A 26693-nucleotide genomic window follows, 5' to 3' on the forward strand; every position below is an offset into this window, starting at 1 on the left:
CACTCGTGGGGGCCGCTACTGCTGGGGGTAGGGCTGGGCCTGCTGCTGGTACTGCTGCGGCGGGGCCTGCTGGTACTGCTGCTGTGGCGCGGCCTGCTGCTGCGCGGCGCCGGCCTGCTGGGCCTGACCCTCGGCGCCCTCGGGCACGACGTACACCGCGGTGCCGTAGGCCGCGATCTCACTCGCCGTCTGCGCGATCTCGTTGCAGTCGAAGCGCAGCGCGAGCACCGCGTTCGCGCCGTAGTTCATCGCCTCCTGGGCGAGCCGGCCCAGCGCCTCGTACCGGGAGTCGGAGAGCAGTTTGGACAGACCCTTGAGCTCACCGCCCGCCATGGCCTTGAAGCCGGCCCCCATCGTCGAAAACATGTTGCGGCTACGCACGGTGAGGCCGAAGACCTCGCCGAACACCCGCACCACCTTGTAGCCTGGCAAATCGTTCATTGTGGACAGCAGGATCGGGAACGGCTGCTGCTGCTGGTATCCCTGGGTCATGCGCGGAGCCTAACCGGACGAGGCACTCGCCACATACCAAACCTCGGGTCTGCCCACCTGACCGTAGTGTGGTTCGCGTCTCGCGAGCCCGTTGTCGGCCAGATACTCCAGGTACCGGCGGGCCGTCACCCGCGAAACGCCCGTCGTCTCGGCCGCCGTCCCCGCGGGCAGGCCCGCCGGCTCGGCGCGCAGCGCGGCGACGATCGCGTCCAGCGTCTCCGCGCTCATCCCCTTGGGCAGTGCGGTGCGCGTGGGTGACCGCAGTGTCGCGAGCGCGCGGTCGACGTCGGTCTGGTCGGCCGCCTCGCCCGCACTCTCACGGAAACGTACGTAGGTCTCCAGCTTTTCGCGCAGTGACGCGAAAGTGAACGGCTTGAGAAGGTATTGCACGACGCCGACGGACACCGCGGCCTTCACGACGGCGAGATCGCGCGCGGAGGTCACGGCGATGACGTCCACCGCGCTCCCCGCCGCCCGCAGCGCGCGGCAGACCGCGAGACCATGCGTGTCGGGCAGATAGAAATCGAGGAGCACCAAGTCAACCGTGTGGCGTTCGCAGAACCGCAGCGCCTCGCCACCGGAATGGACCACTCCGGCGACGGTGAACCCGGCGACCCGCTCGACGTACTGCCGGTGCGCTTCCGCCGCGACCGGATCATCCTCGACCACCAGCACCATGGTCACCGGGCAACTCCTTGCCACAGCGGCAGCCGCACGGTGAACACCGCGCCACTCTCGTTGCCGAGCAGCACTTCCCCGTCGTGGCGGCGCACGACCTGACCGACGAGCGCCAGCCCGAGCCCGTGCCCGACCAGGCCGTCCTGCGGTTTGGTCGACCAGCCGCGCTGGAACACCTCGCTCTTCGCCGCGTCCGCGACCCCCTTGCCGGTGTCGGCGACGCGCAACAGGAGATCGTCGCCGTCGGCCCGGACGGTCACGGTGACGCGCGGCCGGGCGGCCGCCGCGTTCTCGATCGCCGCGTCGATCGCGTTGTCGATCAGGTTGCCCAGCACGGTCACCAGGTCCCGGGCTTCGAGGTCGAGCTCGTCGAGCGCGGTGTCCTCGGTCAGGGTCAGCTCGACCCCGCGCTCGTTCGCCTCCGCCGCCTTGCCGAGCAGCAACGCGGCCAGCACCGGTTCCGCCACCGCGCCGACAACCCGGTCGGTGAGCCGCTGCGCGATCTCCAACTCGGCCGTCGCGAACTCGACGGCCTCGGCGGCGCGGCCCAACTCGACCAGTGAAACCACGGTGTGCAGCCGATTCGCCGCCTCGTGCGCCTGCGACCGCAATGACTCGGCTAGCCCGCGGGTCGTGTTGAGCTCGCCGGTCAGGTGCTGCAGATCGGTGTGATCGCGCAAGGTCACGACGGTGCCTCGCGCGCGCTGCCCGTCGCGCACGGGCGCGGTGCTCACCACGAGCACCCGCGAGTCGGTCACGTGGATCTCGTCGGTTCTGGGCTCACGCGACGAGAACGTGGTTCTCAGCGACGTCGGCAGACCGAGCTCGGCGACGGCCATGCCGGCCGGGTCTCCGTCGAGCCCGAGCAGTTCGCGCGCGCCGTCGTTGCACAGCACGACCCGCCCGGCGGGGTCCAACAGGACCAGACCTTCCCGGACCGCGTGCAAGGTCGCCTCGTAGTAAGCGAAAACGCTGCTCAGCTCGGCGGGCGCGAGGCCGCGGGTCTGGCGTTTCAGCCGGGCGCTGACCAGCACGCTGCCCGCGACGCCGACGACGAGCACCGCGGCCGCCACCGCCAGCAGCCGCATGAGCTGCTGCGTCAGCTCCGCGGAGATCGCCTCGACCTTGATGCCCACCGACACCAGCGCGACCACCCGGGTGCCGTCGAAGACCGGTACCACGGCACGCATCGACGGGCCGAGCGTGCCGGTATAGGTCTCGGTGAAGGTCCGGCCCGCGCGGGCCTGGTCGATGTTGCCGAGGAACCGCTGCCCGATCTGCGCCGGATTCGGGTGTGTGTAACGGATCCCGTCCGGGGTCATGATGGTGATGAAGTCGACGCCGGTGTCCGCCTGTACCCGCAGGCTGTACGGCTCGAGCTGCCCGCTGGGGTCCGGTGTGGACAGTGCACTCAGGACCGTCGGGGTGTCGGCGATGGTGCGGGACACCGCGACCACCTCTTCGCGCGCCCGGTAGTCCGCCGCGTGCGAAGCGTCGGCCCAGGCGAGGCCGGCCCCGACGGCGACCAGTGCGGCGAACCCCGCGACCTGCACGAGCAGCAGCTGCTGCGCGAGGCTCCAGCGCCGGTTTCTCATCGCTCGAAGATACTGCGCCGGTCGATACCAATCCGATGGCAGCGGGTCCGTGAACTCAATGAACACAACGGTGACCCAGGCCACCTCCGCCGCCATAGTCCTCTGCTGAGCCGCGCCGGCAAAGGGCGCGCCCGTCCCCACGGAGGCAACGGTGCCGACAACGCCATCCGCCGACGCCAAGCCACAACGGCGTGACCGGATGCACTACCTCTATCTGGCGGTGGTGGCCGCGGTCGTCGCGGGCATCATCGTCGGGTTCGCCGCCCCCGGGTTCGCCAAGGGCCTCACGCCCCTGGGCACCGGATTCGTCAACCTCATCAAGATGATGATCTCCCCCATCATCTTCTGCACCATCGTGCTGGGCGTCGGCTCGGTCGCGAAGGCGGCCAAGGTCGGCAAGGTCGGTCTGATGGCGATCGGCTACTTCCTGGTGATGTCCACGATCGCGCTGGCGATCGGGCTCGTCGTCGGCAACCTGCTGGACCCCGGCTCAGGCCTGCACCTCAACGCGGCCGACGCCGCGAAGGCACACGCGCAGGCCACCGGCGCCGAAGGCAGCACCGACTTCCTGCTCGGCATCATCCCGGAGACGCTGCTCTCGGCGTTCACCGAAGGCTCGGTGCTGCAGACGCTGCTGGTCGCCCTGCTCGCCGGGTTCGCGCTGCAGCGGCTCGGGCCCGCGGGCAAGCCGATCCTGCGCGGTATCGAGTACATCCAGAAGCTGGTGTTCCGCATCCTGTCGATGATCATGTGGGCCGCCCCGATCGGCGCCTTCGGGGCGATCGCGGCCGTGGTCGGCGGCACCGGGTGGGCGGCGCTGCGCAGCCTGCTCGTGGTGCTGGTCGGGTTCTACCTGACCTGCCTCGTGTTCGTGTTCGTCGTGCTCGGCGCGGTGCTGTGGTTCGGCGCGCGGGTCAGCGTGTTCAGCCTGCTGCGCTATCTCGGCCGGGAGTTCCTGCTGATCGTGTCGACGTCCTCGTCGGAATCGGCGCTGCCGCGGCTGATCGCGAAGATGCAGCACCTCGGGGTGAGCCGCTCGGTCGCGGGCATCACCGTGCCGACGGGGTACTCGTTCAACCTCGACGGCACCGCGATCTACCTGACCATGGCGACCCTGTTCGTCGCGTCGGCGCAGGGCAGCCCGCTGTCGATCGGCGAGCAGATCTCCTTGCTGGTATTCATGATCATCGCGTCGAAGGGTGCGGCCGGGGTGAGCGGTGCGGGTATCGCGACGCTCGCCGGCGGGCTGCAGTCGCACCGGCCGGACCTGGTGGGCGGCGTCGGGTTCATCCTCGGCATCGACCGGTTCATGTCCGAGGCGCGGGCGGTGACGAACTTCGCCGGGAACGCGGTGGCCACGGTGCTGATCGGGTCCTGGACCAAGGAATTCGACCGCGCCAAGGCCACCGAGGTGCTGGCCGGCCGCCAGCCGTTCAACGAGACCACGCTCCTGGACGACTCCACCATCCCCGAGTCGGAGCGGGAGCGGCCCACGGCGGACGCGCTCGCCTGAGCCGTCACGCCGCCAGGCGCGCCCGCAATCCGGACAGGCCACGCCGCATCATCAACGCGTGGTTGACCCGGAACAGCGGGCGCGCCACCGGCGCGAGCTTGCGCAGCAACGGTTTCGTCGCCTCGACCTGCTGCGTGATCTCGAGCGTCGTACCCGCCGGATGCCGCAGCACCGACGCGGCGAGCAGCCCGTCGAGATCACCTTCGAGCCGCACCTGCAACCGGCCCGTCGCCTCGTTCTGCTCCTCGCGGCACATCCGGATGACCAGGCCGTACGGCAGGCTCGACCGGCACACGAGTTCCGCGGTGTCCTCGTCGATCCGGCGCACCGAGCGGACGTCCGGCCACCAGCGCGGGTAGTTCTCCAGATCGGCCACGGCGTCGAAGACGGCGCGCCCCGGCGCGGGCAGGAACCAGCTGTCGGTGAACCGGTAGTCGTTGAGGCGCACGGACTCCAGTATGCGCATCAGTAGCCCGGCGCGCCCGCGTCCGATGTGGACGGAGCCTCGGTGGCCTTGCCGCCGCCGGGCGCCGCGGCGAACCACAGGCCGCCGGCGCCCTGTCCCGTGGTCTGGCCGGCGGCGGTGTCGCGCGAGTAGCGGTACAGCGGCCAGCCGCCGAGCGTGACCTGCTGGGACCCGTCGTCGCGGGTGGTGGTGCCGACCAGGTGCTGGTCGATGCCCTGCAAGGTGACGGAGGCGGTGGTCGTCAGGACCGGCGGCCAGGTGAGCGCGCACTGGCCGGTGCAGTGCGAAACCGGCGGCGCCGCGGTGTCCCCGTCGAACCGGTAGAGCGTCCGGCCCTGCGCGTCGGTGACGACCGCGCCCAGCCCCGCCGCGCCGGCCGCGTTGAGATCGCCGGCCCGCGTGGGCGCCGAGCCGCCCTGGCCGCACGCGGTCAGGGCGAATGCCGCCGCGAGCACCACGACGGCAGGACGGATCATCACACACCTCCAGCCCTCACCCGATACAACGGGCGCGAGGCCCGGACGGTTCACACCGGGGTGAGCACCGACCGCAGGTACTGCCCGGTGTGACTCTCCTCGACCCCGGCGACCTGCTCCGGCGTGCCCTCGGCGACGACCGTGCCGCCGCCGGAACCACCCTCCGGCCCCATGTCGACGATCCAGTCCGACGTCTTGATCACGTCGAGGTTGTGCTCGATCACGATCACCGAGTTGCCCTTGTCGACCAGCCCGTTGATCACGCCGAGCAGCTTGCTGATGTCCTCGAAGTGCAGCCCGGTGGTCGGCTCGTCCAGCACGTACACCGTCTTGCCGGTGGACCGCTTCTGCAGCTCGCTCGCGAGCTTCACCCGCTGCGCCTCGCCACCGGACAGCGTCGGCGCCGGCTGGCCGAGCCGGACGTAGCCGAGCCCGACGTCCACCAGCGTCTGCAGGTGCCGGTGGATCGCCTTGATCGGCTCGAAGAACTCGGCGGCCTCCTCGATCGGCATGTCGAGCACGTCCGCCACCGTCTTGCCCTTGTAGTGCACTTCGAGCGTTTCGCGGTTGTACCGCGCGCCCTTGCACACCTCGCACGGGACATAGACGTCCGGCAGGAAGTTCATCTCGATCTTGATGGTGCCGTCCCCGGCACACGCCTCGCACCGGCCGCCCTTGACGTTGAACGAGAACCGGCCCGGCTGGTAGCCGCGGACCTTCGCCTCCGTGGTGGCCGCGAACAGCTTGCGGACGTGGTCCCACACACCGGTGTACGTCGCCGCGTTGGACCGCGGGGTGCGGCCGATCGGCGACTGGTCCACCCGCACCAGCTTGTCCACCTGGTCGAGCCCGCGCACCCGGGTGTGCCGGCCCGGCACCTGGCGGGCGCCGTTGAGCTTGTTCGCCAGCACCGTCGCGAGGATGTCGTTCACCAGCGTCGACTTGCCCGAGCCCGACACACCCGTGACCGACACCAGGCAGCCCAGCGGGAACGACACGTCCACCCCGCGCAGGTTGTGCTCGCGCGCGCCCACGACGGTCAGCTGGCGCTTGCGGTCCGCCGGGCGGCGGATGGCCGGCACCGGGATGACGCGCCGCCCGGACAGGTACTGCCCGGTGAGCGATTCCTTGCTGCGCAACAGCTTCTTGTACGGTCCACTGTGGACTACCTGGCCGCCGTGCTCCCCCGCGCCCGGCCCGATGTCGACCACCCAGTCACTGGAGCGGATGGTGTCCTCGTCGTGCTCGACCACGATGAGCGTGTTGCCCAGGTCCCGCAGCCGGGTCAGCGTCTCGATCAGCCGGTGGTTGTCCCGCTGGTGCAACCCGATCGACGGCTCGTCCAGCACGTACAGCACGCCCACCAGGCCCGAGCCGATCTGGGTGGCGAGCCGGATGCGCTGTGCCTCGCCACCGGACAGCGTGCCCGAGGCCCGGTCCAGCGACAGGTAGTTCAGCCCGACGTCGAGCAGGAAACGCAGCCGGGCCTGGATCTCCTTGAGCACCGCGCCCGCGATCATGGCCTGCCGGTCGTCCAGGTGCAGCCCGTCGAGGAACGCCGAGGCCTCCTCGATCGACAGCGCGCACACCTCGGCGATCGAACGGTCACCCTGCTCGGCGTGCTCGAGGGTGACCGCGAGGATCTCCGGCTTGAGCCGGGCGCCCTGGCACCCGGGGCACGGCACCTCGCGCATGTAACCCTCGTAGCGCTCGCGCATGTACTCCGAGTCGGTCTGATCCAGCCTGCGCTCCAGGAACGGGATCACGCCCTCGAAGTTCGCGTAGTACGAGCGCTGGCGGCCGTACCGGTTGCGGTAGCGGACGTGCACCTGCTCGTCCACGCCGTGCAGCACCGCCTTCTGCACCTTCGCGGGCAGCTTGCGCCACGGCGTGTCCATCCGGAAGCCGATGTTCTCCGACAGCGACTCCAGCAACCGGACGAAGTACTCGGCGCTCTGCCCGCCGGCCCACGGCGCGATCGCGCCCTCGCCGAGGGACAGCTCGTCGTCCGGGACCACCAGCTCCGGGTCGACCTCCTTGCGGATGCCGATACCGGTGCACTCCGGGCACGCGCCGTAGGGCGAGTTGAACGAGAACGAGCGGGGCTCGAGATCCTCGATCGTGAGCGGATGCCCGTTGGGACAGGCCAGGTTCTCCGAGAAGCCGCGGACGCGGTGCGGGTCGTGCTGCGGCAGGTCGACGAACTCCAGCTCCACCAGCCCGTCCGCCAGCCGCAGCGCGGTCTCGATCGAGTCGGTGAGCCGCTGCTTGGACGACGACTTGACCGACAGCCGGTCGACCACGACGCCGATGTTGTGCTTCTCCTGCTTCTTCAGCTTCGGCGGGTCGGTGAGCTGATGCACCTGACCGTCGACCAGCGCCCGTGAATAGCCCTGCTGCTGCAGGTTCGCGAACAGGTCGAGGTATTCGCCCTTGCGGCCGCGCACGATCGGCGCCAGCACCTGGAACCGGGTGCCGTCGTCCATTTCGAGCACCTGATCGACGATCTGCTGCGGGGTCTGCTTGCTGATCAGCTCGCCGCACTGCGGGCAGTGTGCCTTGCCCGCGCGGGCGTACAGCAGCCGCAGGTAGTCGTAGACCTCGGTGATCGTGCCCACCGTCGAGCGCGGGTTGCGCGAGGTGGACTTCTGGTCGATCGAGACCGCCGGCGACAGGCCCTCGATGAAGTCGACGTCGGGCTTGTCCATCTGGCCGAGGAACTGCCGGGCATACGCCGAGAGCGACTCCACGTAACGGCGCTGGCCCTCGGCGAAGATCGTGTCGAAGGCGAGGCTCGATTTCCCGGACCCGGAAAGGCCGGTGAACACGATCAGGCTGTCCCGGGGCAGGTCGATGTCGACGCCGCGGAGATTGTGCTCGCGGGCGCCGCGAACAACGAGGCGATCAGCCACGCCAAGGTCCCTTCGCTGGAGTTTCGGCCGCGCCGCGTCACCGGAGCGCCGACCGCGACCCATGCTAGGACGGACCACCGACAAAACCGGGAGCCGGACTGCTCACCGGTGCGGGCAGCAGGTCGTCCGGTGCGGTTCGGGGCGATGGGACCGTTCGGCGCGGGCGGGTCAGCAGGCTGTGCGCGGGCCGCTCGACCAGTGTAGTGAGCAACCAGCCCGCGAGGACGGCCGCGGTGAGCAGGACCGGCAGCCTCACCCAACCGGGGAAGCCGGCGTCGAGCAGCAGCCTGGCCAGAATGTAGCCGAGTTCCTGGTGCGCGAGGTAGACGCCGTAGGAGATGCCGGCGAGCCGGCCGAACGCCGGGGCGAGCGGGCGCAGGAACGTCCAGTCCCGGCCCTTCGCGGCGGCGCAGATGACGAGCAGCAGCACGGCGAACCCGATGTCCGACGGCAGCCGCGCCGCGCCGTCCGGATAGCCGTGCAGATCCTGCGCGCCGACGACCGCGGCGAGCAGGAACCCGAGCTGCCACCGGCCCATCCGGCCGCGTGACCACAGCCAGATCCCGATGCCCGCGGCGAACGCGTGCATCCGGTGCAGGCCGAACCCGAACACGACGCTGTACGCCCACGGCGCGGGGTTGTCCACGCCGATCACCACGAACCGGATGACCAGCGGGAGCACGACGAGACCCCAGGCGAGCAGCTGGACCCGCCGGGTGCCGCGCACGCGTGCCCACAGGATCGCGGCGCCGCTGAACACCATGAGCTGCACGGGAAGCGTCCAGTACGAGCCGTCGAGCCAGATGAAGGACCGGTTCCAGCCCTGCACCATGGACAGGTTGACCAGCAGGTCCTGCCCGACCGGGACGTACCACGACGACGCCCAGGCGCGGCCGTCCGCGGTGGGGCCGAAGAAGGTGCCGAACCAGCCGCTGCCGAAGCTCTGGCCGTTGAACGCCGCGCCCGCGAAGCGCATGGCGACGTAGGTGATGACGACGGCGATGACGTACGGCGGCAGCAGGCGGGCGATCTTGTGCCACAGCCAGCGGCCGGTGCCGCCGCGGCGGATCGTCTGGCAGACGAAGAAGCCGGAGATCACCATGAGCGCGGCGGCGCCGAACTGCGCCGGGTCCCGGAACGGGTAGTCGTCGAGTTCGGGATGGGCGAGCGGGCCCTGGTGCGTGATGTGTCCCAGCAGCACCGAGAACACGGCGACCACACGGACCACATCCCAGCTGATCTTGCGTGAGTTGGGGCGGGACACGGGCTTCCTGGAAGATCGACAACGGCGACGGCACAGGAGGTTAGGTCAGGAATCTGAGACCAAGCTGAACGGGTCCGGCGGGCCGACTACCGTATGCCGGGTGAACGTCGTGGAGGACTACACCGGGCACGTCGAGCCGGGCGGCGACGCCGCGCGGCGCACGCTCGGGGCGCTGACCATCACCAAGCTGTCCGTCGGGTCGATGGACAACAACACGTACCTGCTGGTGTGCCGCGCGCAGAACGAGGCGCTGCTGATCGACGCCGCGGCGGATCCGGAGCGGATCTCGGATCTCATCGGCCACGGCCCCGACCGGCCGGCCCTGCGCACCGTCGTGACGACACACCAGCACGGCGACCACTGGCAGGCGCTGGGAGCGGTGGCGGGCGCGAACGGCTCGAACACCGCGGCACACCCGCTGGACGCCGATCCGCTGCCGGTTCCGCCGGACTTCCTTGTGTCGCAAGGAGACACCCTGTCGGTCGGGGACTGCGTGCTCGAGGTGATCCACCTGCGCGGGCACACCCCAGGGTCGATCGCCTTGCTGTACCGGGATCCCGACGGCCCGCCACACCTGTTCACCGGCGACGCACTGTTCCCGGGCGGGGTCGGGCGGACGACTTCACCGGCCGATTTCACCTCGCTGATCGACGACGTCGAGTCGCGGATCTTCGGCGTGCTGCCGGACGAGACATGGTTCTACCCGGGCCACGGGGACGATTCCACGCTGGGCGCGGAACGGCCGAAACTAGGCGAGTGGCGCGAGCGCGGCTGGTGAGCTGAGACTCGGCACGTGGAGCTGCTGCCGTTCGACGAGTACGTGCGGTCCCTCGACCGCAAGCGCATGTCCGCCGGGGTGCTGTTCCGCGACCCCGGCGACCGGGTGTTGCTCGTCGAGCCGTCGTACAAGGAACACTGGGACATCCCGGGCGGATCCGTCGACGCCGGCGAGTCACCGTGGGCGGCTGCGCGGCGCGAGGTGCGTGAGGAGCTCGGGATCGACCGCGCGTTCACCCGGCCACTGGTGATCGACCACATCGGCGACGACGGACGTATGCCCGAGGGGATCGCGTTCGTCTTCGACGGCGGCGAGATCACCGAGCGCGAAGTCGCGGCGCTGGCACTGACCGACCCGGAGATCGTCTCGGCCGGGCTGTACCACCTCGCCGGCGCGGCACCCCGGCTGAAGGCGTCCCTCACCGCGCGGCTCGCCGCGGCGCTGCGAGCCGCGCACACCGGCGACCTGCTGCTCTGCGACGGCGGGACGCCGATCGGGCGCCAGGGATGGCGGTTACGCTGCCGCTACCGGCGGGATGAACGCTTGAATCATCTCCCGGCGCGCGCGATAGGTGCGTTTGCCGGTCTTCTCGACCAGGCCGAGCTTCGCGAGGTCATTCATGTCACGCGCAGGTGTGCGCTCACCGCAGAGCGCGTACTTGCGGGCGAGCGAGGTGCTCAGATCGGTGACGTCCTCCGGCGTGATTTCCGCACCTTCTGGGAGAAGAAGGGCTACCGCTCGCTGGCGGCTCCGGGCGTCCGTATTGGGCATCTTGTTGAATGTCTCGTAGACGTAGCTCTCCCAGTTGATCTGGAGGTTGTGCTGGCGCACGACGTGGATCTGGGCCCGTAGCTCATCAACAAAACCCCGGATCGCGTACCGCACGAACGCCATGACGTCTTTCCGCGCCTCGTCCAGTGCGAGGTAGTAGGCATTCCTTGTCTTGTTGTAGTGGTCCGACAGGATGTTCGTCGCCACGATCGGCACGATGCCGGACTCGGACAGGATCTGTACCTCGATCAGTCGTGCGGTGCGGCCGTTGCCGTTGCCGAACGGGTGGATCCAGGCAATGTAGAGGTGAGCCAGGATGGCGGACAGCACTGCGGAGGTGAACCGACCTTCGATGCCATCCTGACTGGCCGTCTGGGGGCGCAAGTTGCCGAGCCAGTTCACGAGCTGACCGACAAGGTCGGGAACCTCGGTCCAGTGAGGTGCCTTGTACGGGCCGACGGCGACGTCGTGCTGGCGGAACTCACCGGGTACAACCTCCGGTTTGTCGGGGATTCCGTCGAGGACCTGCTTGTTCAGGCCACGTATCCGATCGACGTTGATGGGAAGGCGCACCTCCGCTCCGAGCGCATGGTCGATGTCGCGTACGGCGCCGAGGACATTTTGTACCTCTCGTTCCAGGTAGGCCCTCGATTCCGAGACACCCGCGCTCCCCTTGTCGACGATCTCGCGGACCTCCTCGTCCGACAGCGTGTTGCCCTCGATCGCCGTCGTCGCCTGGACACCGCGGGCCAGGGAAACGGAAGCGAGTTCCGTCGCCGCGCCGGGTTTCAGCGGAGCGCCCGCCAGATGCTGACACTTGCTCAGCGCCTCTCCGAGCAGCATCCAGGTACGCGCGTCGATCCCCCTCGTGTCGAACTCGAAGGTGATGAAGGGATGCGTTGGGGGCGCCATAGGCCCACACCGTACGAGTGTTTGCCCAGCTCGTAAAGCCGAGATTCCTTATCGATACCCTGGTTTGTCCATCATGCTGGCCAAAGTTCTGTCCAGCGATGTGTCAGGCCGGTCATTCAGCTCAGGCGACAGCGCGCCGACCCCTCAGGTGCCTTCGCCGAGTTTCCAGTACCAGGTGTCCATGTCCAGCCCGATCGGCGTCAGCAGGAGCTTCCCCCGCGTGTTGCGTGTGTCGAGGACGATCGTGCCCGTGTACTTCTGGCCCGGGGACAGGGTCAGCGGCAGCATCTTGCTCCGCGGCACGCAGCCGAAGCTCGGCGACGACGAAAGCGAGCCACCGGTTTCGGTGATGCCGTCGGGGCCGATGATCGAGAAGCCTTGCGGGTTCAGCAGATTCGCGGAGTAGCTCGACGACATCGTCGGGGAGGTCTCCACCGACACGTCGACGAACAGGAAGTGCCCGTTCTCGGACTTCTGCGCGTACGGCGCGGTGCACCGGCCGTCGATCTTGAGCTGCGTGATCGTGAGCACCAGCTCGACACCGCCGCCCCGCGACCCGGTGAACCGGGCCTGCTCGCCGATCTTCGTCTCGATGACCCGCGGCACATGCTTCGTCGAGGTGGGCGGCGCCGGCGTACTGCTGGGTGCGGAGCTCGCTGCGGCCACGGGCGGGCGTTCCGCGTCATTGGTGAAGGCCAGCGTGATCCCGACCGAGACGCCCGCGATGACCAGGGCGCCCACGACGGCCAGTACGACCACGGTACTGAAGTTGCGGCGTGGCGGCGGTGGCGCCCAGTAGGGCGGAGGGGGTTGAAAGCTCACCACGTCCCGTTTCCGTCATTGATCATCCCGCTGAGGGATGTCGCGAACGAGGACACCGCCGTTACGCGCCCATTGCTATGTTTTCGGGATGGGGGAACAGACTGTGGAGATCTACACCGACGGCGCCTGCAGCCCGAACCCCGGGCCGGGCGGCTGGGGCGCCGTGCTGCGCTACGGCGGCCACGAGCGCGACCTCTACGGCAGCGAACCCGGTCCGACGACCAACAACCGCATGGAGCTGATGGCCGCGATCCAGGCGCTGGAGACGCTCAAACGCCCCTCGGTGGTGCAGCTTTACACCGACAGCAGCTACGTCCGCAACGGCGTGCTCACCTGGGTGGCCAAGTGGAAGCGCAACGGGTGGCTGACCAGCGCCAAGGCCCCGGTCAAGAACGAGGACCTATGGCGCAGGCTGGACGCCGCCACCGAACGGCACGAGATCGAGTGGCACTGGGTCAAGGGGCACAACGGGCATCCGGACAACGAGCGCGCCGACCGGCTGGCGGTGCGGGGTGCGAAGGAGGCGGCCAAACTGCCGCCCCGGCCGGTCGTCGAGGAGACGCCGCGTGAGCGCGGCCAGCTGACCTTCCCCGAATAACTCAGGCCAGGAACGACTCGACCATCGGGACGACGAGTTCGGTGCGGCGCACCACGTTCGTGTGCGTCGTCCCGGGCAGGACGGCCAGCTGAGCGCCGCGGATCAGCTCCTTCATCTCGATGGCATGATCGAACCGCACGAAGTCGTGGTCACCGATGATCAGCAGGGTCGGCGCGGTGATGGCGCGCAGCTGGTCCGCGCTCCAGCCCTCCATCCCGGCCACCGCCGCCGAAAGCCTGGTCTGGACCGTGGCCAGGCGCTCCGGTTCCGGCGCGATCCGCTGGTACTCCTCGGTCATCTCGCGGAAATCGGCCGCCGTCGGCATTCGCGTCGACGACGCGAACAGCGCCGGATCGCGGACGTCGTCGTAGGAGCCGTCCGCGCGATAGTTCGCCGACGCCAGCACGAGCCGGCCCACCCGGTCCGGATGGGCCGTCGCGAGTTCCAGCCCGACCAGGCCACCGAGGCTGAACCCGAACACGTCGGCTTTCGCCAGCCCGAGTTCGTCGAGCAGCGCGACGACGTCCGCGGCGAAGTTCGGCATCGTCATCGGCCGGTCGATGTCGGCCGTCCGGCCGTGCCCCTGCAGGTCGACGCCGATCGCCTGCTGGCCGGTGGCGAGCCGGGGCAGCATCGGGCCGAAGCTCAGGCCGATGTGGTGCAGACCGCCGTGCAGCAGCACGACGGGCCTGCCCTCGCCGTGCACTTCGTAGTACATCTTCAGGCCGTTGACGTTCGCGTAGTCACCCATACCTGGAATGACCCCCGCCGCCCGGAGAACTCATCGCGCCAGCAGAACTCCGCGCGCGTAGGCGGCCTGCCCGGCGTGCTGCAGGTCGTCCGACAGCACGCTGACCAGTCGCACGCCCAAGGTCACCGGCGGATTCCACGACTCGTCCACGATCCGGTCCAGCTGCGACTCCTTCAGCCCGCCCAGCCATTCCACGGTCTGGTCGTGCACGGCGTCGTGATAGCCGGTCAGCAGGCCGGCCGTCGCCCGGACCGCGGCGACGTCCGCCGCGCTGTGGCCGTAACCCGTGGTGCCCGGGGAGAACGGCAACCCGAACCGGTCGTGCCAGCCGCGCTCGGTCCACACCTGCGGCGCGTCCTCCAGGTCGGCGAGGTGATCATCCTGGACCCGGGTCAGATGCCAGACCAGCCACGCAATCGTGTTCGTCGCACCGCCGGGACTTTCGGCCAGCTGGTCCTCGGTCAGTCCACGGACGGCGCCGTGCACCACCTGCTGGATCCGGTCGAAACCGTCGATCACGAGATCCGCCACAGTCATGGCTCGAATGTAGCCGGGCGCGAAGCGTCTCCGTTGAGGGTGGCGGTGGGGAAGAGGCTGGCGGTTAGTGCTTCGCGATCAGCCCCGCCGCCACGAACTGCACCGTCACCAGCACAGCGACGGCCTCCGCGGCGAGCAGCCCGATGAGCACGAGCAGCTGCGTGACCCCGGCCTCGACCGGGCCCGCGCCGCCCAGCAGCATCCCGACGTACGCGCCCGGCAGTGTGACCAGGCCGACCGTGCGAGTCTGGTCCAGCGCCGGGATCAGTGCCTGTCCCGCCGACGGGCGGGCGATCTCCAGCGCCGCCGGACGTGGCAGGAAACCCAGCGCGAGCGCCGCCTCGTACTCGCCGTGGCGGATCCGCAGCTCGTCGAGCGCGCGCCGGGCGGCCTGCGAGGTCGCGGTCATCGTGCCGCCGATCACGATGCCGGCGATCGGCACCACGGCGATCGGTTTCCACGGCACCACACCGGTTCCCAGCACGAGCGCGAGCACCGGCAGCACACCCGAGGCGATCGCGGCGGCCACCGGCGGCAGCTGCCCCGGCACCCCGATCCGGTGCGCCGAGGTGATCACGGCGACGCCGAACATCAGCACCACGAACAAAGCCGTGAGCCAGCCCGACTTCAGGATCGCCGCGATCACCAGTGACACCGCGGCCAGCTGCACGAGGGCCCGTGCCGCCGCCAGGACTACGGTGCGCGCCTTGCCCAGCTCGCCGAGCCACAGCACGACCGCGCCGAGCGCGACCAGAGCGGCCAGCACCACGCCGAGCATGGGTCCGAACACGATCGTTTCACCCGCCACGGGCCGATCGTGCCAGGAGGGGTGTCAGCTCATGGACTTCGAGCAGCGCACCACGTCCTGCGGCCCGGCCGTGGATTCGCTGACCGTGGTGCCGTCCACCGTGATGCGGCAGCCGAGGCTGCCGGAACCGGCGTTGCGCGCGGTCAGGCTGAAGTACTGGTCGCTGCCCTCGGGGCTGGTGTGCTGGACCGACGCCGACCACGGCACGACCGCCTCGGCGACCTGTTCGATGTCGGCGCCCTGGCCGACGTAGGTGATGGTGAGCGCGTCGCCGACGCCGGTGAGCTGGTAGGTGATCAGATGGCTGACGACGGGCACCGACGCGGGCGCGGTGGGCGGGTTGATCCCATTGAGCGTCGCCGGGGTGGGCGCGTCCGGGCGTTTCGCGACGACGGCCGAGACCAGGCCGACGGCCAGCACCACGCCCAGCGCGGCCAGCAGCACGGCCAGGCCGGACCGCGGCTTGCGCTGCCGCGTGCCCATCGTGGGATCAACACCCATCGCAGGGTCTTCTCTCGACTCGTCGCGCTTCCGCCGAGCGCGTCAACTACTACTCGGCAGACGAGCGCGAATTGTTACCAGGCTGATCCCTGCCGGCGCCTTTTCACTCAGACGGGGGAAGACGATCGTTATTCGCTCCGATCATCGAGTTCCCCGGTCTCGACCGCCACGATGCCCGGCTGATCGGCGAGCTCGGCCAGCAGTTCGTGCACGTTCCGGGGCCCGACCAGGCGTAACCGGAGGTCGATGAGCGCTTGCGTACGCACCGGCGAGCCATCGCGGTCCCCCTCGGCCTCCTGGCGTTCCGTGATGGCGTGCTCGACCGAATAGCCGGCCCGGGTGGCCAGTTCGAGCACGGTCCGCAACACGCCTTTGCCGTCGTGGTAGGTCACGCGGACCGGCGAGGTGGCCGGGCGGGTGCGCGTGGCGAACCGGATGAGCGGCGGGTAGCCGTAGACCACGAGGAAGTGCGCCGCCGTCACCAGGACCGCGAGCAGTGGCAGGCCCGCCGCGCACGCGCACCCGACCGCGACGCTCATCCACACGACGGCCGCGGTGGTCAGGCCGCGCACGACATCACGCCGGACGAAGATCAGCCCGCCGCCGATGAACCCGATCCCGGACACGATCTGCGCGGCGACCCGGGACGGGTCGAGCACGATCCGGCCCTCGGCCAGCACATCGGTGAACCCGTACTTGCTGATCAGCAGGAACAGTGCCGCGCCCACGCCGACGAGCGTGTGCGTGCGCAGTCCGGCGCTCTTCTGCTTGAGCTCGCGTTCGAGCCCGATCAGGGAGCACAGCAGGAGCGCTAGCAGTAGTTCCCACACCTGCGTCCAGCCCTGCCCCGTCGGCTCGCCAAGACCCACGATCATGAAGAATCCACCTCTCCGCCTCGCGGCGCGAAATTCTCCATCATACGTGCGGCGCTGGGTCCGGACCGATACCGCTGACGGCAAGACCCCCCAGCGGCCTGCCGGCAGCGGCACCGGTGTCGTGCTCGCCCCTCCCCAGCGGCGGCCCGAGAAATCGATTACTCATCAAGCTATTCTTCGGGGCAGGACGTGTCAAGACGGCCGGAAAGGGGACGACGTGGCGACGATCAGTGATGTGGCCCGGCAGGCCGGCGTCTCCACCGCGACCGTGTCCAGGGCGCTGAACGGAAAGTCCACAGTGGACCCGGCGCTGGTCAAGCGGGTCCGCACGGCGGCCGAGGAACTGGGCTACCACCCCAACGGGCCGGCCAGGAACCTGCGCCGCCAGGAGACCGCCGTGCTGGCGCTGATCATCTCCGACGTGGAGAACCCGTTCTTCACCGCGATCGCCCGCGGCGTCGAGGACACGGCGCAGACCGCCGGGTACTCGGTGGTGCTGTGCAACTCCGACGAGAACCCGGAGAAGGAGCGCCGCTACATCGACGTCGCACTCCAGGAGCGCGTCGCCGGCGTCGTGCTGTCGCCGACCGACCCGTCGTCGAGCGTCGAGCGCCTGCACCAGCGCGGCACGCCCGTGGTCGCGGTCGACCGGCCGCTCATCGCCTGCGACCAGGTGCTGGTCGATTCGCGGCTGGCCGCCCGCGAGGCGACCGAGCACCTGATCGCCGCCGGGTACGCGCGCATCGGCTGCGTCACCGGACCGGCCGGGATTCGCACGGCCGACGACCGGCTCGCCGGATACCGCGACGCGCTCGACGCCGCCGGGCGCGGGCCGCGACTGGAGCGGCGCGGTGAATACCGGGCCGCCGGGGGCAGGCAGGCCACGGAACGACTGCTCGGGGACTCGCCGGACGCGTTGCTGGTCGCGAACAGCGCGATGACGATCGGCGTGCTGGAGGTGCTCGGCGAGGCCGGGCTGCGGCCGGGCCGGGACGTCGGCGTGGTCGCCTTCGACGACGTACCGTGGGCGACGCTGATCGATCCGCCGCTGACCGTCGTCAGGCAGCCGGCGCGCGAGATCGGCGCGGAGGCCGCACGCTTGCTACTGGCCCGGATCGCGGAACCGAACCGGCCGCCGGTGGCCACGGTGCTCAGCGCGCGGCTCATCGAACGCGGCAGCACCCGCCGCGCGCACGGAAGCGCACGCACGTGCTAGGCTGGGCGTTGTGACAGTCGCACTGGAGGACGTGCTCGCCAAGGCGGGGCTCCGGATCGACGCCGCGGACTTCCTGACCCTGGTCGAGGACGCGGCGCGGCGGCTCGTGCCGCCGAACCCCGAACCGGCGCACTTCTTCACCGCGAGCCAGCGCCAGGCGCTCGCCGAGGTCGGCCTCGACCTGTCACCCCACCACGAGGACGAGCCCGACTATCGGGCGCGTTCCGTTGCCGCGCAAGCGGTTCTGGCCGAGTCTGCGTTGTCGGTCGCCGACGCGGCGCGGCTGCTGCACATCGACCCGAGCCGGGTGCGGCACAGGCTGGGTGCCCGGCGGCTGGCCGGCTGGAAGGCCCAGAGCGGCTGGCGGCTGCCCGCGTGGCAGTTCACCGCGGGCGGTGTGCTGCCGAACCTCGACGCGGTGCTCGCCGCCGTGCCGGTGGACGAGCCCGCCCTCGCGGTCGCGGCGTTCATGACCAGCAGGCAGGACGATCTCGTGATCGCGGGCGACGCCGTGACCCCTCGCCAGTGGCTGCTCGCCGGCGGCGACCCGCGCCCCGTCGCCGCGCTCGCGAGCACCCTCGGCACGGCGTTCTAGGCGGTTCCCGCACACAATGGCCCGGCTCCCCCTGCCGCCCGATCGCGCCGTGCTGGTCGGTGAACTGCGTGACGAGGACATCGTCGCCGTGCATCCCGCCACCCGGCTGGTCCGCATCTTCACCTCGCGCGGCCATCACCCGCAGCGCTGGAACTCGTTCCGGCACACCGGTCCGCTGCCGCACGGCCGGTTCGACCCGCAGCGCCCCGGCCACGGCGGGTCACCGGTGTACGACCCCGGCAACGGCGTCGTCTACTTCGGACTGTCCGTGCGCACCAGCGTGGCCGAGGTGTTCCAGACGACGTCCATTGTGGACCGTCAGACCAAGGGACCGCACCTCGTCGTGGTGCGCCCGACCCGGACGCTGCGGCTGCTGGACCTGTCCGGGCTGTGGCCGACCCGGGTCGGCGCCTCGCAGGAGATCTCCAGCGGCCCCAAGAACATCACGCAGGTGTGGGCGCGGGAGATCCGCGAGACCATCGACGATATCGACGGCGTGTGGTACCGGTCCTCAATGGACGGTGGCGGGCCCGCGGTGTGCCTGTGGGACCCGCCCGCGGGCGAGGCGCTGCCGGCCGAGCCGGATGTCCTGCTGCCGCTGGACCATCCGGGCCTCGACATCCCGCTCGGCCGGGTGTGCGAGCAGCTGAACTACATCCTGCTCTCCTGAAGCACGCGCGAGTACCGGATCTCCGGCGTCCACTCCCCCGCGATCCCGCCGTCCTTCTCGATCTCGTCGCATTTCCAGCCGTGCGCCTCGTAGAACCGCCGCGACGGCGCGTTGCCGGTCAGCACCCACAACACCGCGTGCCGGAACCCGTACGAGGCGAGGTGCCCGAGCGCCGCCTGGTGCACGGCATGCCCGGCACCGTGGCCCTTCCACCGCGGGTCCGCATAGATCGCGCACAGCTCACCCGTCGCGTGGACCGGGTGCCGGTCGCCCTCGTCCCGCACCGAACGGACGAACGCGTAGGCCCGCAACACCGAATCCGGGCCCACCGCGACGAACATCGAAGCGGCGTCCGCGTGCCCGCGCAGCCCGGTCGCCCACCGCTCGCGGAGCGTCTCGTACCGCATCCCGTCGAGGTAGGCGTCCGGGATCAGGCCACGGTAGGCCGTCCGCCAGCCGTCGATGTTGATCTCGGCGATCCGGCCGGCATCGGCCGGGACCGCGCGCCGCACCGTCCAGTTCACCTTTTCACCAGAGATGACGCGACCACCATTCCAGGACGGCCTCGAACCGCTGGATGCGGTGCCGCGGCTTGCCCGAGCGGGTCAGCTCGTGCCCTTCGCCGGGGAACAGCAGCATCTCCACGTCCGCTCCATTCCGTTTGAGCGCGACATACAGCCGCTGCGCCTGCTCGACCGGACAGCGCCAGTCGTGCTCGGAATGCGCGACCAGGAACGGGATGCCGATGCGGTCGGCATAGGTCAGCGGGCTGCGGTCGAGCTGGGTCGCCAGGTCGGCGCCGATGAACGCGTCGACGAACGACCAGCCGATGTCGGAACTGCCGGCCATCGAGTCCCACGCGTTGACGGCCCGCTCGCTCCACGCCGCGCGGAACCGCTCGCCGTGGTGCGCGGCGAGCCAGGTGGTCATGAACCCGCCGTAGGACCCGCCCATCACACCGACCCGCGACGCGTCGAGCCCGGGCCGCTCCAACGCGGAATCCAGCAGCGCCAGCAGATCGTCGACGTCGACGGTGCCGAAGCCGTGCACGATCGCCCGGCCGTGGCTCTGCCCGTAGCCCGCCGAACCACGAGGGTTCGTCAGCACCACCGCGTACCCGGCCGCCACGTACACCTGCGCCTCGTCGAACAGGCCCCGGTCGTAGGCGGCGAACGGGCCGCCGTGCACGACCAGCAGCACCGGATGCGGTCCTTCGCCCTCGGGCTCGAGCAGCCAGCCGTGCACCGGATACCCGTCGGGCGCGGTCGCCGCCAGCTCCTGCGCCGGCCGGATTCCCTTGTCCCGCAACGGTTTCGACCAGTCGGTCAGGACCTGCTGGGTGCCGCCGGAGAGCAGCAGGACGTCACCGGCGCTGTCCGGGCGGGCGATCACCGCCGCGATCCGGTCCCTGTCCACGGCGAAGGACCGCACCGCCGCCTGCTCCCCCGCGAGCACCGCGAGCTTGTCCAGCGGCACCTCCTCGGCGTCCTGCGGCACGGTCCGCAGCTCCACCGAACCCCGGTTGAGCACGCCGATCAGCAGCTGGTCGGCGAACAGCGCGGGCGCCCCGGCCGCGGCGGAGACATACACCGACTCGGTGTCGGTCAGGCGGCGTGGCGTGCCACCGGACAGCGGCGCCGACCAGAGTCCCGGATTGCGGGCCGCCACATCCGGCCAGGTGAACTCGGCGCCGATGAACCACACCACGCCGTCGCCGACGGTCGCCTTCTCGACCGTGCCGGCGCTGCGGACCACGAGCCTGGGCGCTCCTCCGGCCGCGGGCACGGCGTAGAGGTCGGTCTCCTCGGTCTCCGCCCCGCCCCAGTCGCGCGGCGCGACGACGAGGATCGTCTCGCCGTCGGGCGTCCACACCGGCTCGGACACGTCCACCTGCTCGTCGGTGAGCGCGGCCGGCTCCGCGCCGCGTTCGAGGGCGTCGAGGACGAACAGCCGCTGCGCCCTATCGCGCAGGAAGCCGATGTTGTCGATCCGGTAGTCGAACCGCGTGATCCGCCGCGGCGCCTCCTCGGCCGGTTCGATCTTCTCGCCGTCCGCGTTCTGCACGCCGTACCGGCCTGGCTCGGGAACCCTTGCGGTGAAAGCGATCCGGCGCGAGTCCGGGGCCCACACCGCGGTGCCGGCGCCGAGCGGCAGATCGGTCAACTGCCGCGCCTCACCGCCGCCGGTGGGCATGACGTGCAGCTGCGGCGAGGACTTCGCGTCGGCCGCCCGCAGGAAGGCGACCCGGCGGCCGTCGGGCGAGATGACCGGCGCCGAGTCGCGGTCGCCGTGGGTCCACGGCGTGACGGTCGCGTCGAGGCCGATCCGCCACAGGCCGCCGCGGTAGGTGTTGGTCTCCGCGTGCGGGGCGGCGAGCCCGGTCAGCAGCAGATCCCCGTGCAGGGACGGCGTTCCCGGGATGGACAGCAGTTCGATGTCGGAGGGGCGCATGCCCCCAGAATTTACCTGTCGCCGCCATTCGCGGTAGCGGCTTCCGTACGAGAGTCCGCCCTGCTCTTCAGCATGCTCGCGACCGTGGTGATGATCAGCACCACGACGATCACACCGAGCGAGGCCCAGTTGCTGACGTCGAGCCAGTCGGGCACCACGTGGTACTCGTGCAGCGCGTGCAGCACCAGTTTGAGCCCGATGAACCCGAGGATCACCGCGAGCCCGTAAGACAGGTACACCAGCCGGTTCACCAGGCCGCCGAGAAGGAAGAACAGCTGCCGCAGGCCCATCAGCGCGAACGCGTTGGCGGTGAAGACGAGGAACGCCTCCTGCGTGATGCCGAAGATCGCGGGGATGGAGTCGACGGCGAAGAGCAGGTCGGCGCTGCCGATCGCGATGATCACCAGGAACATCGGCGTCATCATCCGGATGCCCCGGCGCTTGACGAACATCTTGTGCCCGTCGTAGTCGTCGCTGACCGGGTACAGCTTGCGCACCCACCGGGTCACCGCGTTCTCCTGGTACTCCTCTTCGCTCTCGTCCTTGCGGCGCAACATGCTGATCGCGGTCCACAGCAGGACCGCGCCGAACACGAAGAACACCCACACGAACTGGGCGATGAGCGCCGCGCCGATCGCGATGAACACGCTGCGCATGGCCAGCGCCAGCAGGATGCCGATGAGCAGCACCCGGTGCTGGTGGATCGCCGGCACCTTGAACGAGGCCATGATGACCATGAAAATGAACAGGTTGTCCACCGAGAGCGAGTACTCGGTGATGTAGCCGGTGAAGAACTCGACACCCGAGTCGTGCCCGGCGAAGATCCATATCCCGGCGCCGAACAGCACCGCACAAGCCACGTAGAACACGACCCACCGGGCCGCCTCGGCGGTGGTCACCTCGTGCGGCTTGTGGTCGACGATCACCAGATCGATCGCGATCAGGATGAGCAGGCCCGCGATGGTCGCGAGCCACAGCCACACAGGGACGTTCATCTACGCAAAACCTCCGGTTAGCGCGCACAGCAGCTAGCCGGAGGTCTCTTCCGCCGGTTCGAAAACCGGCCGGCGGTGCCGGGGATCCCGAGGGACTCACCGTGCTGACGACACCGCCGCGAAGGAATACTCCCCTCCACGTCTTGTCCATCATGTCCGATCCCGGGGCATCGCGCCAGCTTAGGTAAGGCTAAATCACCCCGGTGTGACCCTCTGTGAGTTCTCAGGAAACTTCACATACGGTTTTCCCGTGCCCCGAATTCCGTTCCCGCGTACCCGCCGAGGCCGCCTCCTGACGGCCGGCGTGGTCGTGGTGATCCTCGCCGCCGCCGGTGCCATCTGGGCGACGTCCGGCCGCGGACCCACGCCGGTCGCCAGCCAGGACGCCGTGCTCGACGTGCCCGCGGCGCCCGGCTCACCCGACCAGGTGCGCCTCGACACCACCCTCTACCTGCCGGCACGCACGCCGGCACCGGCGCTGCTGCTGCCGCACGGGTTCGGCGCCGACAAGACCAGCGTCACGAGCGAAGCCCAGGAGCTGGCGCGGCGCGGGTTCGTCGTGCTGACCTGGTCCGCGCGCGGGTTCGGGCACAGCACCGGACAGATCGGGCTCAACGACCCGAACCTCGAAGTGGCCGACGCGTCGCGGCTCATCGACTTCCTCGCGAAGCGGCCCGAAGTCCGCCTCGACGGTCCGAACGACCCGCGCGTCGGCGTCGTGGGCGCGTCCTACGGCGGCGCGCTCGCGCTGCTGCTGGCGGGGCAGGACAAGCGGGTCGACGCGATCTCGCCGGAGATCACCTACAACGACCTCGCGCAGGGGCTCGTGCCCAACGCCGCGAGCGCCACCGCCCCGGCGGCCACCACGCCGGCCGTGGGCGCGTTCGCCGCCGACGGGGTCTTCAAGCGGTCGTGGGCGGGGATCCTGTTCTCCGCGGGTGCCTCCAGCGGCAGCGGGTCGGGCGGGCTCGGCACCGAGGCACCCGAGCCGGGGCAGCAGACCGACGACAGCGCCCAGAGCGGTGGTGGAGGTGGCGGCGCGGCGGCCGCCCCGCAGGGGGACTCCGCACCGCGGCAACTGCCGTCCACGGGCAGCGTGTGCGGCCGGTTCACCGCCGAGATCTGCCAGGCGTACACGGAACTCGCGACCACCGGTCGCGTCACGCCCGCGACCGTGGCTCTGCTCAGGCGGCTGTCCCCCGCGTCCGTGACGAACCGGATCAGCGTGCCGACCCTGCTCGTGCAGGGCGAGGCCGACACCCTGTTCGGGCTCGACCAGTCCGACGCGACCGCCCGGCAGATCACCGCGGCGGGCGGCAAGGTGCAGCAGATCTGGTACGCGGGCGGGCACGACGGCGGCGGGCCGGGACCGCAGCTGCGCGCGAAGATCGGGGACTGGCTGTGGTTCCACCTCACCGGCGAGGGCGCCGACCCGGTCACCGGGTTCGCCTACGACGTGCAGGGTTCGCTGCGCGCGTCGGGCGCGCCGTCCGTGCGCATCCTCAACGCACCGGACTACCCGGGCGTCGGCGGTGCCGCAACCGAGCGGAAAGCCTTGGCGCTGCAAGGACAATCGCAGACGGTCGTCAACCCGCCGGGCGGCGTGCCGGCCGCGGTCAGCGGGATCCCCGGGCTGAACGGGCTCGCCGGGTCCTCGCGCGTCTCGGGCCTGTTCGGGATCGACCCGCCCGGCGAGTCCGCGCGGTTCACCACCGCGCCGGTGGACTCCCAGCTGCTGGTCTCAGGGTCCTCGACGGTCCGGCTGCGCGTCGCGGGCACGACGCCGGACGCCGTGCTGTTCGTGAAGCTGTACGACGTCAGCCCGGACGGCACCCGCGCGCTGCCGGGCAACGCGGTCGCGCCGATCCGGGTGCCGCTCGCCGGGGGCGCGGCCGAGGTGACGGTGACGCTCGCGGGCATCGTGCGGCCGATCGAGTCCGGGCACGCGCTGCAGGTCGTGGTCGCCACCACCGACCAGGCGTACTCGACGCCGATTTCCCCCGCGGCGTACCAGATCTCGGTTGACGGCGGGCTGTCCGTGCCGGTCATCCCGGGCCGCGCCGTCGGCGGCGGCTGGCCGCTCGGGAACCTGCTGGCGATCATCGGGGTCCTCGTCGCGGCGCTCGTCGTCGCCGTCATCACGGCCATCCGCAGGCGCCGGGCGCACCGCGCGGACCCGGCGCTCGCGACCGTGCCGCTGGTGATCGAAGGCCTGTCGAAGGCGTATCCCGGCGGGGTGACCGCCGTGCGCGACCTGTCGTTCCGGGTCGAGCCGGGCCAGGTGCTCGGCCTGCTCGGACCGAACGGCGCGGGCAAGACGACGACGCTGCGGATGATGATGGGCCTCATCACGCCCACCGCGGGCCAGATCCGCGTTTTCGGGCACGAGATCCATCCCGGCGCACCGGTGCTGTCCCGGATCGGGTCCTTTGTGGAGGGTTCGGGGTTCCTGCCGCACCTGTCCGGCGAGCTGAACCTGCGGCTGTACTGGGACGCGACCGGGCGCCCCGCGGAACGGGCGCATTTCACCGAGGCGCTGGAAATCGCGGGGCTGGGCAGCGCGGTGCACCGCAAGGTGCGCACGTACAGCCAGGGCATGCGGCAGCGGCTCGCGATCGCGCAGGCGATGCTCGGCCTGCCGGAGTTGCTCGTGCTCGACGAACCGACCAACGGGCTGGACCCGCCGCAGATCCACCAGATGCGCGAGGTGCTGCAGCGGTACGCGGCGACCGGGCGGACCGTGGTCGTGTCGAGCCACCTGCTGGCCGAGGTCGAGCAGACCTGCACGCACGTGGTGGTCATGCACCGCGGTCAGCTGGTCGCCTCGGGTGAGGTCGGCGATCTGGCCGCGGCCGGTGGCGAGGCGACGTTCCGGGTCGACGACACGGAAGCGGCGGCGACCGCGCTACGGGCGGTCGGCGGAGTGTCCGAAGTGGACATCGAGGGCGACCTCGTGCACGCGGACCTGGACGGGCTGCCGCGTGCCGACGCGGTGGCCGCACTCGTGCGCGCCGGGATCAAGGTCGAGCAGGCCGGGCCGCGGCGCCGGCTGGAGGACGCGTTCCTGCGTCTCGTGGGCGAGGAGTCGAAGTGAGCGGAAACGGAGTGCACACCGACCCGGCGGCGCTCGACGAGCTGACCGAGGCGGCGCGGCACGAGCGGACCGAGGTAGGCGCGGACGGCGCTGTCGCGGGCTACCAGGCGTCCCGCACGCTGCGGCTCGGCGTGGAGCTGCGCCGCCAGCTCCGCCGCCGGCGCACCCAGCTCGTGCTCGGGTTCGTCGTGCTGCTGCCATTCATCCTGGTGTTCGCGTTCGAGGTCGGGCAGTCCGGCTCGAACCGGCGCTCGGGCGGCTTCGTCGACCTGGCCACGGCGAGCGCGCCGAACTTCGTGGTGCTGGCGTTGTTCGTGGCGGGCGGGTTCCTGCTGCCCACGATCGTCGCGCTGTTCTTCGGGGACACCATCGCGAGCGAGGCGTCCTGGTCGAGCCTGAAGTACCTGCTGGCGATCCCGGTGCCACGGCACCGGGTGCTGCGGCAGAAGGCGATCGCGTCGGGACTGCTCTCGATCCTCGCGCTGGTGCTGCTGCCGGTGGTCTCGCTCGTGGTGGGGCTGCTCTGGTACGGCGCGGGCGACGCGATCAGCCCGACCGGCGACGCGATCCCGTTCGGCCAGAGCCTGCTGGTGATCGCGGTGAGCACGGTGTTCGTCGTGATCCAGCTGGCCTGGGTGGCCGCGCTCGCGCTGCTGCTGAGCGTGTCCACCGACGCCCCGCTGGGCGCGGTCGGCGGCACGGTGCTGGTGGCGATCCTGTCGCAGATCCTGGACCAGATCACGGCCCTGGGCGGTCTGCGCGACTACCTGCCGACGCACTACTCGACCGCGTGGATCGACCTCATCGCGAACGACATCGACTGGACGAACATCGCGGCGGGCGTGCTGTCGTCAATCGTTTACGCGACGGTGTTCGTCCTGCTGGCCGCCCGCCGGTTTGCCACCAAGGACATCACGAGCTGA

26 protein-coding genes and 1 pseudogene are annotated in these 26693 nt (G+C 70.3%); 9 read left to right on the forward strand and 18 right to left on the reverse strand.

The features are described 5' to 3' along the window. Nucleotides 1-15: 15 nt before the first annotated feature. From LOZ83_RS38545 to LOZ83_RS38555, 3 genes are read right to left on the reverse strand one after another with little or no spacing between them, the layout of a single operon-like run. Nucleotides 16-492: a YbjQ family protein gene (locus tag LOZ83_RS38545; protein WP_236796874.1), complete on the reverse strand. Its 477-nt coding sequence runs from the start codon at nucleotides 490-492 to the stop codon at nucleotides 16-18. Nucleotides 493-501: 9 nt separating this feature from the next. After that, nucleotides 502-1176, reverse strand: coding sequence for a response regulator (locus tag LOZ83_RS38550; RefSeq protein ID WP_236796875.1), 675 nt, complete (start codon nucleotides 1174-1176; stop codon nucleotides 502-504). After that, the gene (locus tag LOZ83_RS38555; protein WP_236796876.1) at nucleotides 1173-2765 is read right to left on the reverse strand and encodes a sensor histidine kinase; all 1593 of its coding nucleotides are present in this window, start codon (nucleotides 2763-2765) and stop codon (nucleotides 1173-1175) included. Before LOZ83_RS38555 ends, LOZ83_RS38550 begins: the two co-directional genes overlap by 4 nt. Before the next feature lie 199 nt (nucleotides 2766-2964). Between LOZ83_RS38555 and LOZ83_RS38560 the strand changes: the two genes are divergently transcribed. Continuing rightward, the gene (locus tag LOZ83_RS38560) at nucleotides 2965-4278 is read left to right on the forward strand and encodes a cation:dicarboxylate symporter family transporter (RefSeq protein ID WP_236796974.1); all 1314 of its coding nucleotides are present in this window, start codon (nucleotides 2965-2967) and stop codon (nucleotides 4276-4278) included. A 4-nt stretch (nucleotides 4279-4282) separates the two neighbouring features. On the opposite strand, the gene LOZ83_RS38565 is transcribed toward LOZ83_RS38560, so the two are convergent. From LOZ83_RS38565 to LOZ83_RS38580, 4 genes are all read right to left on the reverse strand, one after another. Then, a complete protein-coding gene (locus tag LOZ83_RS38565; RefSeq protein ID WP_236796877.1) occupies nucleotides 4283-4744 on the reverse strand; it encodes an SRPBCC family protein in 462 nt (153 codons plus the stop codon). Beyond that, entirely contained in the window at nucleotides 4744-5220 is a 477-nt protein-coding gene (locus LOZ83_RS38570) for a hypothetical protein (RefSeq protein ID WP_236796878.1), read from the reverse strand. The genes LOZ83_RS38565 and LOZ83_RS38570 overlap by 1 nt, the downstream gene beginning before the upstream one ends. 50 nt (nucleotides 5221-5270) lie before the next feature. Beyond that, a complete protein-coding gene (gene uvrA / locus LOZ83_RS38575) occupies nucleotides 5271-8132 on the reverse strand; it encodes an excinuclease ABC subunit UvrA (protein ID WP_236796879.1) in 2862 nt (953 codons plus the stop codon). A 64-nt stretch (nucleotides 8133-8196) separates the two neighbouring features. Further along, nucleotides 8197-9396, reverse strand: coding sequence for an acyltransferase (locus LOZ83_RS38580; RefSeq protein WP_236796880.1), 1200 nt, complete (start codon nucleotides 9394-9396; stop codon nucleotides 8197-8199). 100 nt (nucleotides 9397-9496) lie between these two features. Here LOZ83_RS38580 and LOZ83_RS38585 point away from each other — a divergent pair, with 100 nt between their 5' ends. Continuing rightward, entirely contained in the window at nucleotides 9497-10174 is a 678-nt protein-coding gene (locus LOZ83_RS38585; RefSeq protein WP_236796881.1) for an MBL fold metallo-hydrolase, read from the forward strand. Here LOZ83_RS38585 and LOZ83_RS38590 read toward each other — a convergent pair. Continuing rightward, the gene (locus LOZ83_RS38590) at nucleotides 10145-10312 is read right to left on the reverse strand and encodes a hypothetical protein (protein WP_236796980.1); all 168 of its coding nucleotides are present in this window, start codon (nucleotides 10310-10312) and stop codon (nucleotides 10145-10147) included. The genes LOZ83_RS38585 and LOZ83_RS38590 overlap by 30 nt on opposite strands. Between LOZ83_RS38590 and LOZ83_RS40975 the strand changes: the two are divergent. Beyond that, nucleotides 10241-10492: pseudogene (locus tag LOZ83_RS40975) on the forward strand (NUDIX domain-containing protein); the annotation flags it as partial. The gene LOZ83_RS38590 and the pseudogene LOZ83_RS40975 sit on opposite strands and share 72 nt — an antisense overlap. Nucleotides 10493-10687: 195 nt before the next feature. Here LOZ83_RS40975 and LOZ83_RS38600 read toward each other — a convergent pair. Both LOZ83_RS38600 and LOZ83_RS38605 read right to left on the reverse strand, forming a co-directional pair. Further along, entirely contained in the window at nucleotides 10688-11857 is a 1170-nt protein-coding gene (locus LOZ83_RS38600; RefSeq protein WP_236796882.1) for a Fic family protein, read from the reverse strand. A 144-nt stretch (nucleotides 11858-12001) separates the two neighbouring features. Next, a complete protein-coding gene (locus LOZ83_RS38605; RefSeq protein WP_236796883.1) occupies nucleotides 12002-12616 on the reverse strand; it encodes a hypothetical protein in 615 nt (204 codons plus the stop codon). A gap of 151 nt (nucleotides 12617-12767) precedes the next feature. Between LOZ83_RS38605 and rnhA the strand changes: the two genes are divergently transcribed. Then, nucleotides 12768-13277 (forward strand): ribonuclease HI, encoded by a 510-nt coding sequence (gene rnhA / locus LOZ83_RS38610; RefSeq protein ID WP_236796884.1) that lies wholly within the window; start codon nucleotides 12768-12770, stop codon nucleotides 13275-13277. A 1-nt stretch (nucleotide 13278) separates the two neighbouring features. On the opposite strand, the gene LOZ83_RS38615 is transcribed toward rnhA, so the two are convergent. From LOZ83_RS38615 to LOZ83_RS38635, 5 genes are all read right to left on the reverse strand, one after another. After that, nucleotides 13279-14028, reverse strand: a complete 750-nt coding sequence (locus tag LOZ83_RS38615) for an alpha/beta fold hydrolase (RefSeq protein WP_236796885.1) — start codon at nucleotides 14026-14028, stop codon at nucleotides 13279-13281. Nucleotides 14029-14058: 30 nt separating this feature from the next. Further along, entirely contained in the window at nucleotides 14059-14565 is a 507-nt protein-coding gene (locus LOZ83_RS38620) for a DUF664 domain-containing protein (RefSeq protein ID WP_236796886.1), read from the reverse strand. A 64-nt stretch (nucleotides 14566-14629) separates the two neighbouring features. Then, nucleotides 14630-15343, reverse strand: a complete 714-nt coding sequence (locus tag LOZ83_RS38625) for an ABC transporter permease (RefSeq protein WP_236796975.1) — start codon at nucleotides 15341-15343, stop codon at nucleotides 14630-14632. Between the two features lie 54 nt (nucleotides 15344-15397). Beyond that, nucleotides 15398-15874, reverse strand: a complete 477-nt coding sequence (locus tag LOZ83_RS38630) for an MmpS family transport accessory protein (RefSeq protein ID WP_236796887.1) — start codon at nucleotides 15872-15874, stop codon at nucleotides 15398-15400. 128 nt (nucleotides 15875-16002) lie between these two features. After that, a complete protein-coding gene (locus LOZ83_RS38635) occupies nucleotides 16003-16749 on the reverse strand; it encodes an MgtC/SapB family protein (protein WP_236796888.1) in 747 nt (248 codons plus the stop codon). A 217-nt stretch (nucleotides 16750-16966) separates the two neighbouring features. Between LOZ83_RS38635 and LOZ83_RS38640 the strand changes: the two genes are divergently transcribed. The 3 genes from LOZ83_RS38640 to LOZ83_RS38650 are packed head-to-tail and all read left to right on the forward strand — an operon-like array spanning nucleotide 16967 to nucleotide 19230. After that, nucleotides 16967-17965 (forward strand): LacI family DNA-binding transcriptional regulator, encoded by a 999-nt coding sequence (locus LOZ83_RS38640; RefSeq protein ID WP_236796889.1) that lies wholly within the window; start codon nucleotides 16967-16969, stop codon nucleotides 17963-17965. Between the two features lie 10 nt (nucleotides 17966-17975). Beyond that, a complete protein-coding gene (locus tag LOZ83_RS38645) occupies nucleotides 17976-18560 on the forward strand; it encodes a DNA-binding protein (protein ID WP_236796890.1) in 585 nt (194 codons plus the stop codon). Between the two features lie 16 nt (nucleotides 18561-18576). Continuing rightward, nucleotides 18577-19230 carry an RES family NAD+ phosphorylase gene (locus tag LOZ83_RS38650; protein WP_236796891.1) on the forward strand — a complete coding sequence of 218 codons (654 nt, stop codon included), beginning with the start codon at nucleotides 18577-18579 and terminating at the stop codon, nucleotides 19228-19230. Here the strand turns inward: LOZ83_RS38650 and LOZ83_RS38655 are convergent. Genes LOZ83_RS38655 through LOZ83_RS38665 form a run of 3 tightly spaced genes read right to left on the reverse strand, consistent with a single transcriptional unit; the run spans nucleotide 19212 to nucleotide 22676 of the window. After that, nucleotides 19212-19754 (reverse strand): GNAT family N-acetyltransferase, encoded by a 543-nt coding sequence (locus LOZ83_RS38655; RefSeq protein WP_236796892.1) that lies wholly within the window; start codon nucleotides 19752-19754, stop codon nucleotides 19212-19214. The two genes, LOZ83_RS38650 and LOZ83_RS38655, sit on opposite strands and share 19 nt — an antisense overlap. Nucleotides 19755-19758: 4 nt before the next feature. Then, complete coding sequence (locus LOZ83_RS38660) at nucleotides 19759-21681, reverse strand: S9 family peptidase (RefSeq protein WP_236796893.1); 1923 nt, start codon at nucleotides 21679-21681, stop codon at nucleotides 19759-19761. An 11-nt stretch (nucleotides 21682-21692) separates the two neighbouring features. Further along, nucleotides 21693-22676 (reverse strand): TerC family protein, encoded by a 984-nt coding sequence (locus LOZ83_RS38665; RefSeq protein ID WP_236796894.1) that lies wholly within the window; start codon nucleotides 22674-22676, stop codon nucleotides 21693-21695. A 250-nt stretch (nucleotides 22677-22926) separates the two neighbouring features. Here LOZ83_RS38665 and LOZ83_RS38670 point away from each other — a divergent pair, with 250 nt between their 5' ends. Both LOZ83_RS38670 and LOZ83_RS38675 read left to right on the forward strand, forming a co-directional pair. After that, entirely contained in the window at nucleotides 22927-25770 is a 2844-nt protein-coding gene (locus LOZ83_RS38670) for an alpha/beta fold hydrolase (RefSeq protein WP_236796895.1), read from the forward strand. After that, nucleotides 25767-26693, forward strand: coding sequence for an ABC transporter permease (locus tag LOZ83_RS38675; RefSeq protein WP_236796896.1), 927 nt, complete (start codon nucleotides 25767-25769; stop codon nucleotides 26691-26693). Before LOZ83_RS38670 ends, LOZ83_RS38675 begins: the two co-directional genes overlap by 4 nt.

Origin of the sequence: Amycolatopsis sp. GM8, assembly GCF_021653975.1 — a bacterium.
Taxonomy (GTDB): Bacteria; Actinomycetota; Actinomycetes; order Mycobacteriales; family Pseudonocardiaceae; genus Amycolatopsis_E.

What these genes read in the sequence shown, in the direction of transcription:
- LOZ83_RS38555 (WP_236796876.1), bottom strand. Translation starts at nt 2,765, where the DNA reads ATGAGAAACCGGCGCTGGAGCCTCGCGCAGCAGCTGCTGCTCGTGCAG.
- LOZ83_RS38620 (WP_236796886.1), bottom strand. Translation starts at nt 14,565, where the DNA reads ATGACTGTGGCGGATCTCGTGATCGACGGTTTCGACCGGATCCAGCAG.
- LOZ83_RS38600 (WP_236796882.1), bottom strand. Translation starts at nt 11,857, where the DNA reads ATGGCGCCCCCAACGCATCCCTTCATCACCTTCGAGTTCGACACGAGG.
- LOZ83_RS38570 (WP_236796878.1), bottom strand. Translation starts at nt 5,220, where the DNA reads ATGATCCGTCCTGCCGTCGTGGTGCTCGCGGCGGCATTCGCCCTGACC.
- LOZ83_RS38660 (WP_236796893.1), bottom strand. Translation starts at nt 21,681, where the DNA reads ATGCGCCCCTCCGACATCGAACTGCTGTCCATCCCGGGAACGCCGTCC.
- LOZ83_RS38665 (WP_236796894.1), bottom strand. Translation starts at nt 22,676, where the DNA reads ATGAACGTCCCTGTGTGGCTGTGGCTCGCGACCATCGCGGGCCTGCTC.
- LOZ83_RS38565 (WP_236796877.1), bottom strand. Translation starts at nt 4,744, where the DNA reads ATGCGCATACTGGAGTCCGTGCGCCTCAACGACTACCGGTTCACCGAC.
- LOZ83_RS38625 (WP_236796975.1), bottom strand. Translation starts at nt 15,343, where the DNA reads ATGCTCGGCGTGGTGCTGGCCGCTCTGGTCGCGCTCGGCGCGGTCGTG.
- rnhA (WP_236796884.1), top strand. Translation starts at nt 12,768, where the DNA reads ATGGGGGAACAGACTGTGGAGATCTACACCGACGGCGCCTGCAGCCCG.
- LOZ83_RS38560 (WP_236796974.1), top strand. Translation starts at nt 2,965, where the DNA reads ATGCACTACCTCTATCTGGCGGTGGTGGCCGCGGTCGTCGCGGGCATC.
- LOZ83_RS38630 (WP_236796887.1), bottom strand. Translation starts at nt 15,874, where the DNA reads ATGGGTGTTGATCCCACGATGGGCACGCGGCAGCGCAAGCCGCGGTCC.
- LOZ83_RS38545 (WP_236796874.1), bottom strand. Translation starts at nt 492, where the DNA reads ATGACCCAGGGATACCAGCAGCAGCAGCCGTTCCCGATCCTGCTGTCC.
- LOZ83_RS38650 (WP_236796891.1), top strand. Translation starts at nt 18,577, where the DNA reads ATGGCCCGGCTCCCCCTGCCGCCCGATCGCGCCGTGCTGGTCGGTGAA.
- LOZ83_RS38615 (WP_236796885.1), bottom strand. Translation starts at nt 14,028, where the DNA reads ATGGGTGACTACGCGAACGTCAACGGCCTGAAGATGTACTACGAAGTG.
- LOZ83_RS38635 (WP_236796888.1), bottom strand. Translation starts at nt 16,749, where the DNA reads ATGATCGTGGGTCTTGGCGAGCCGACGGGGCAGGGCTGGACGCAGGTG.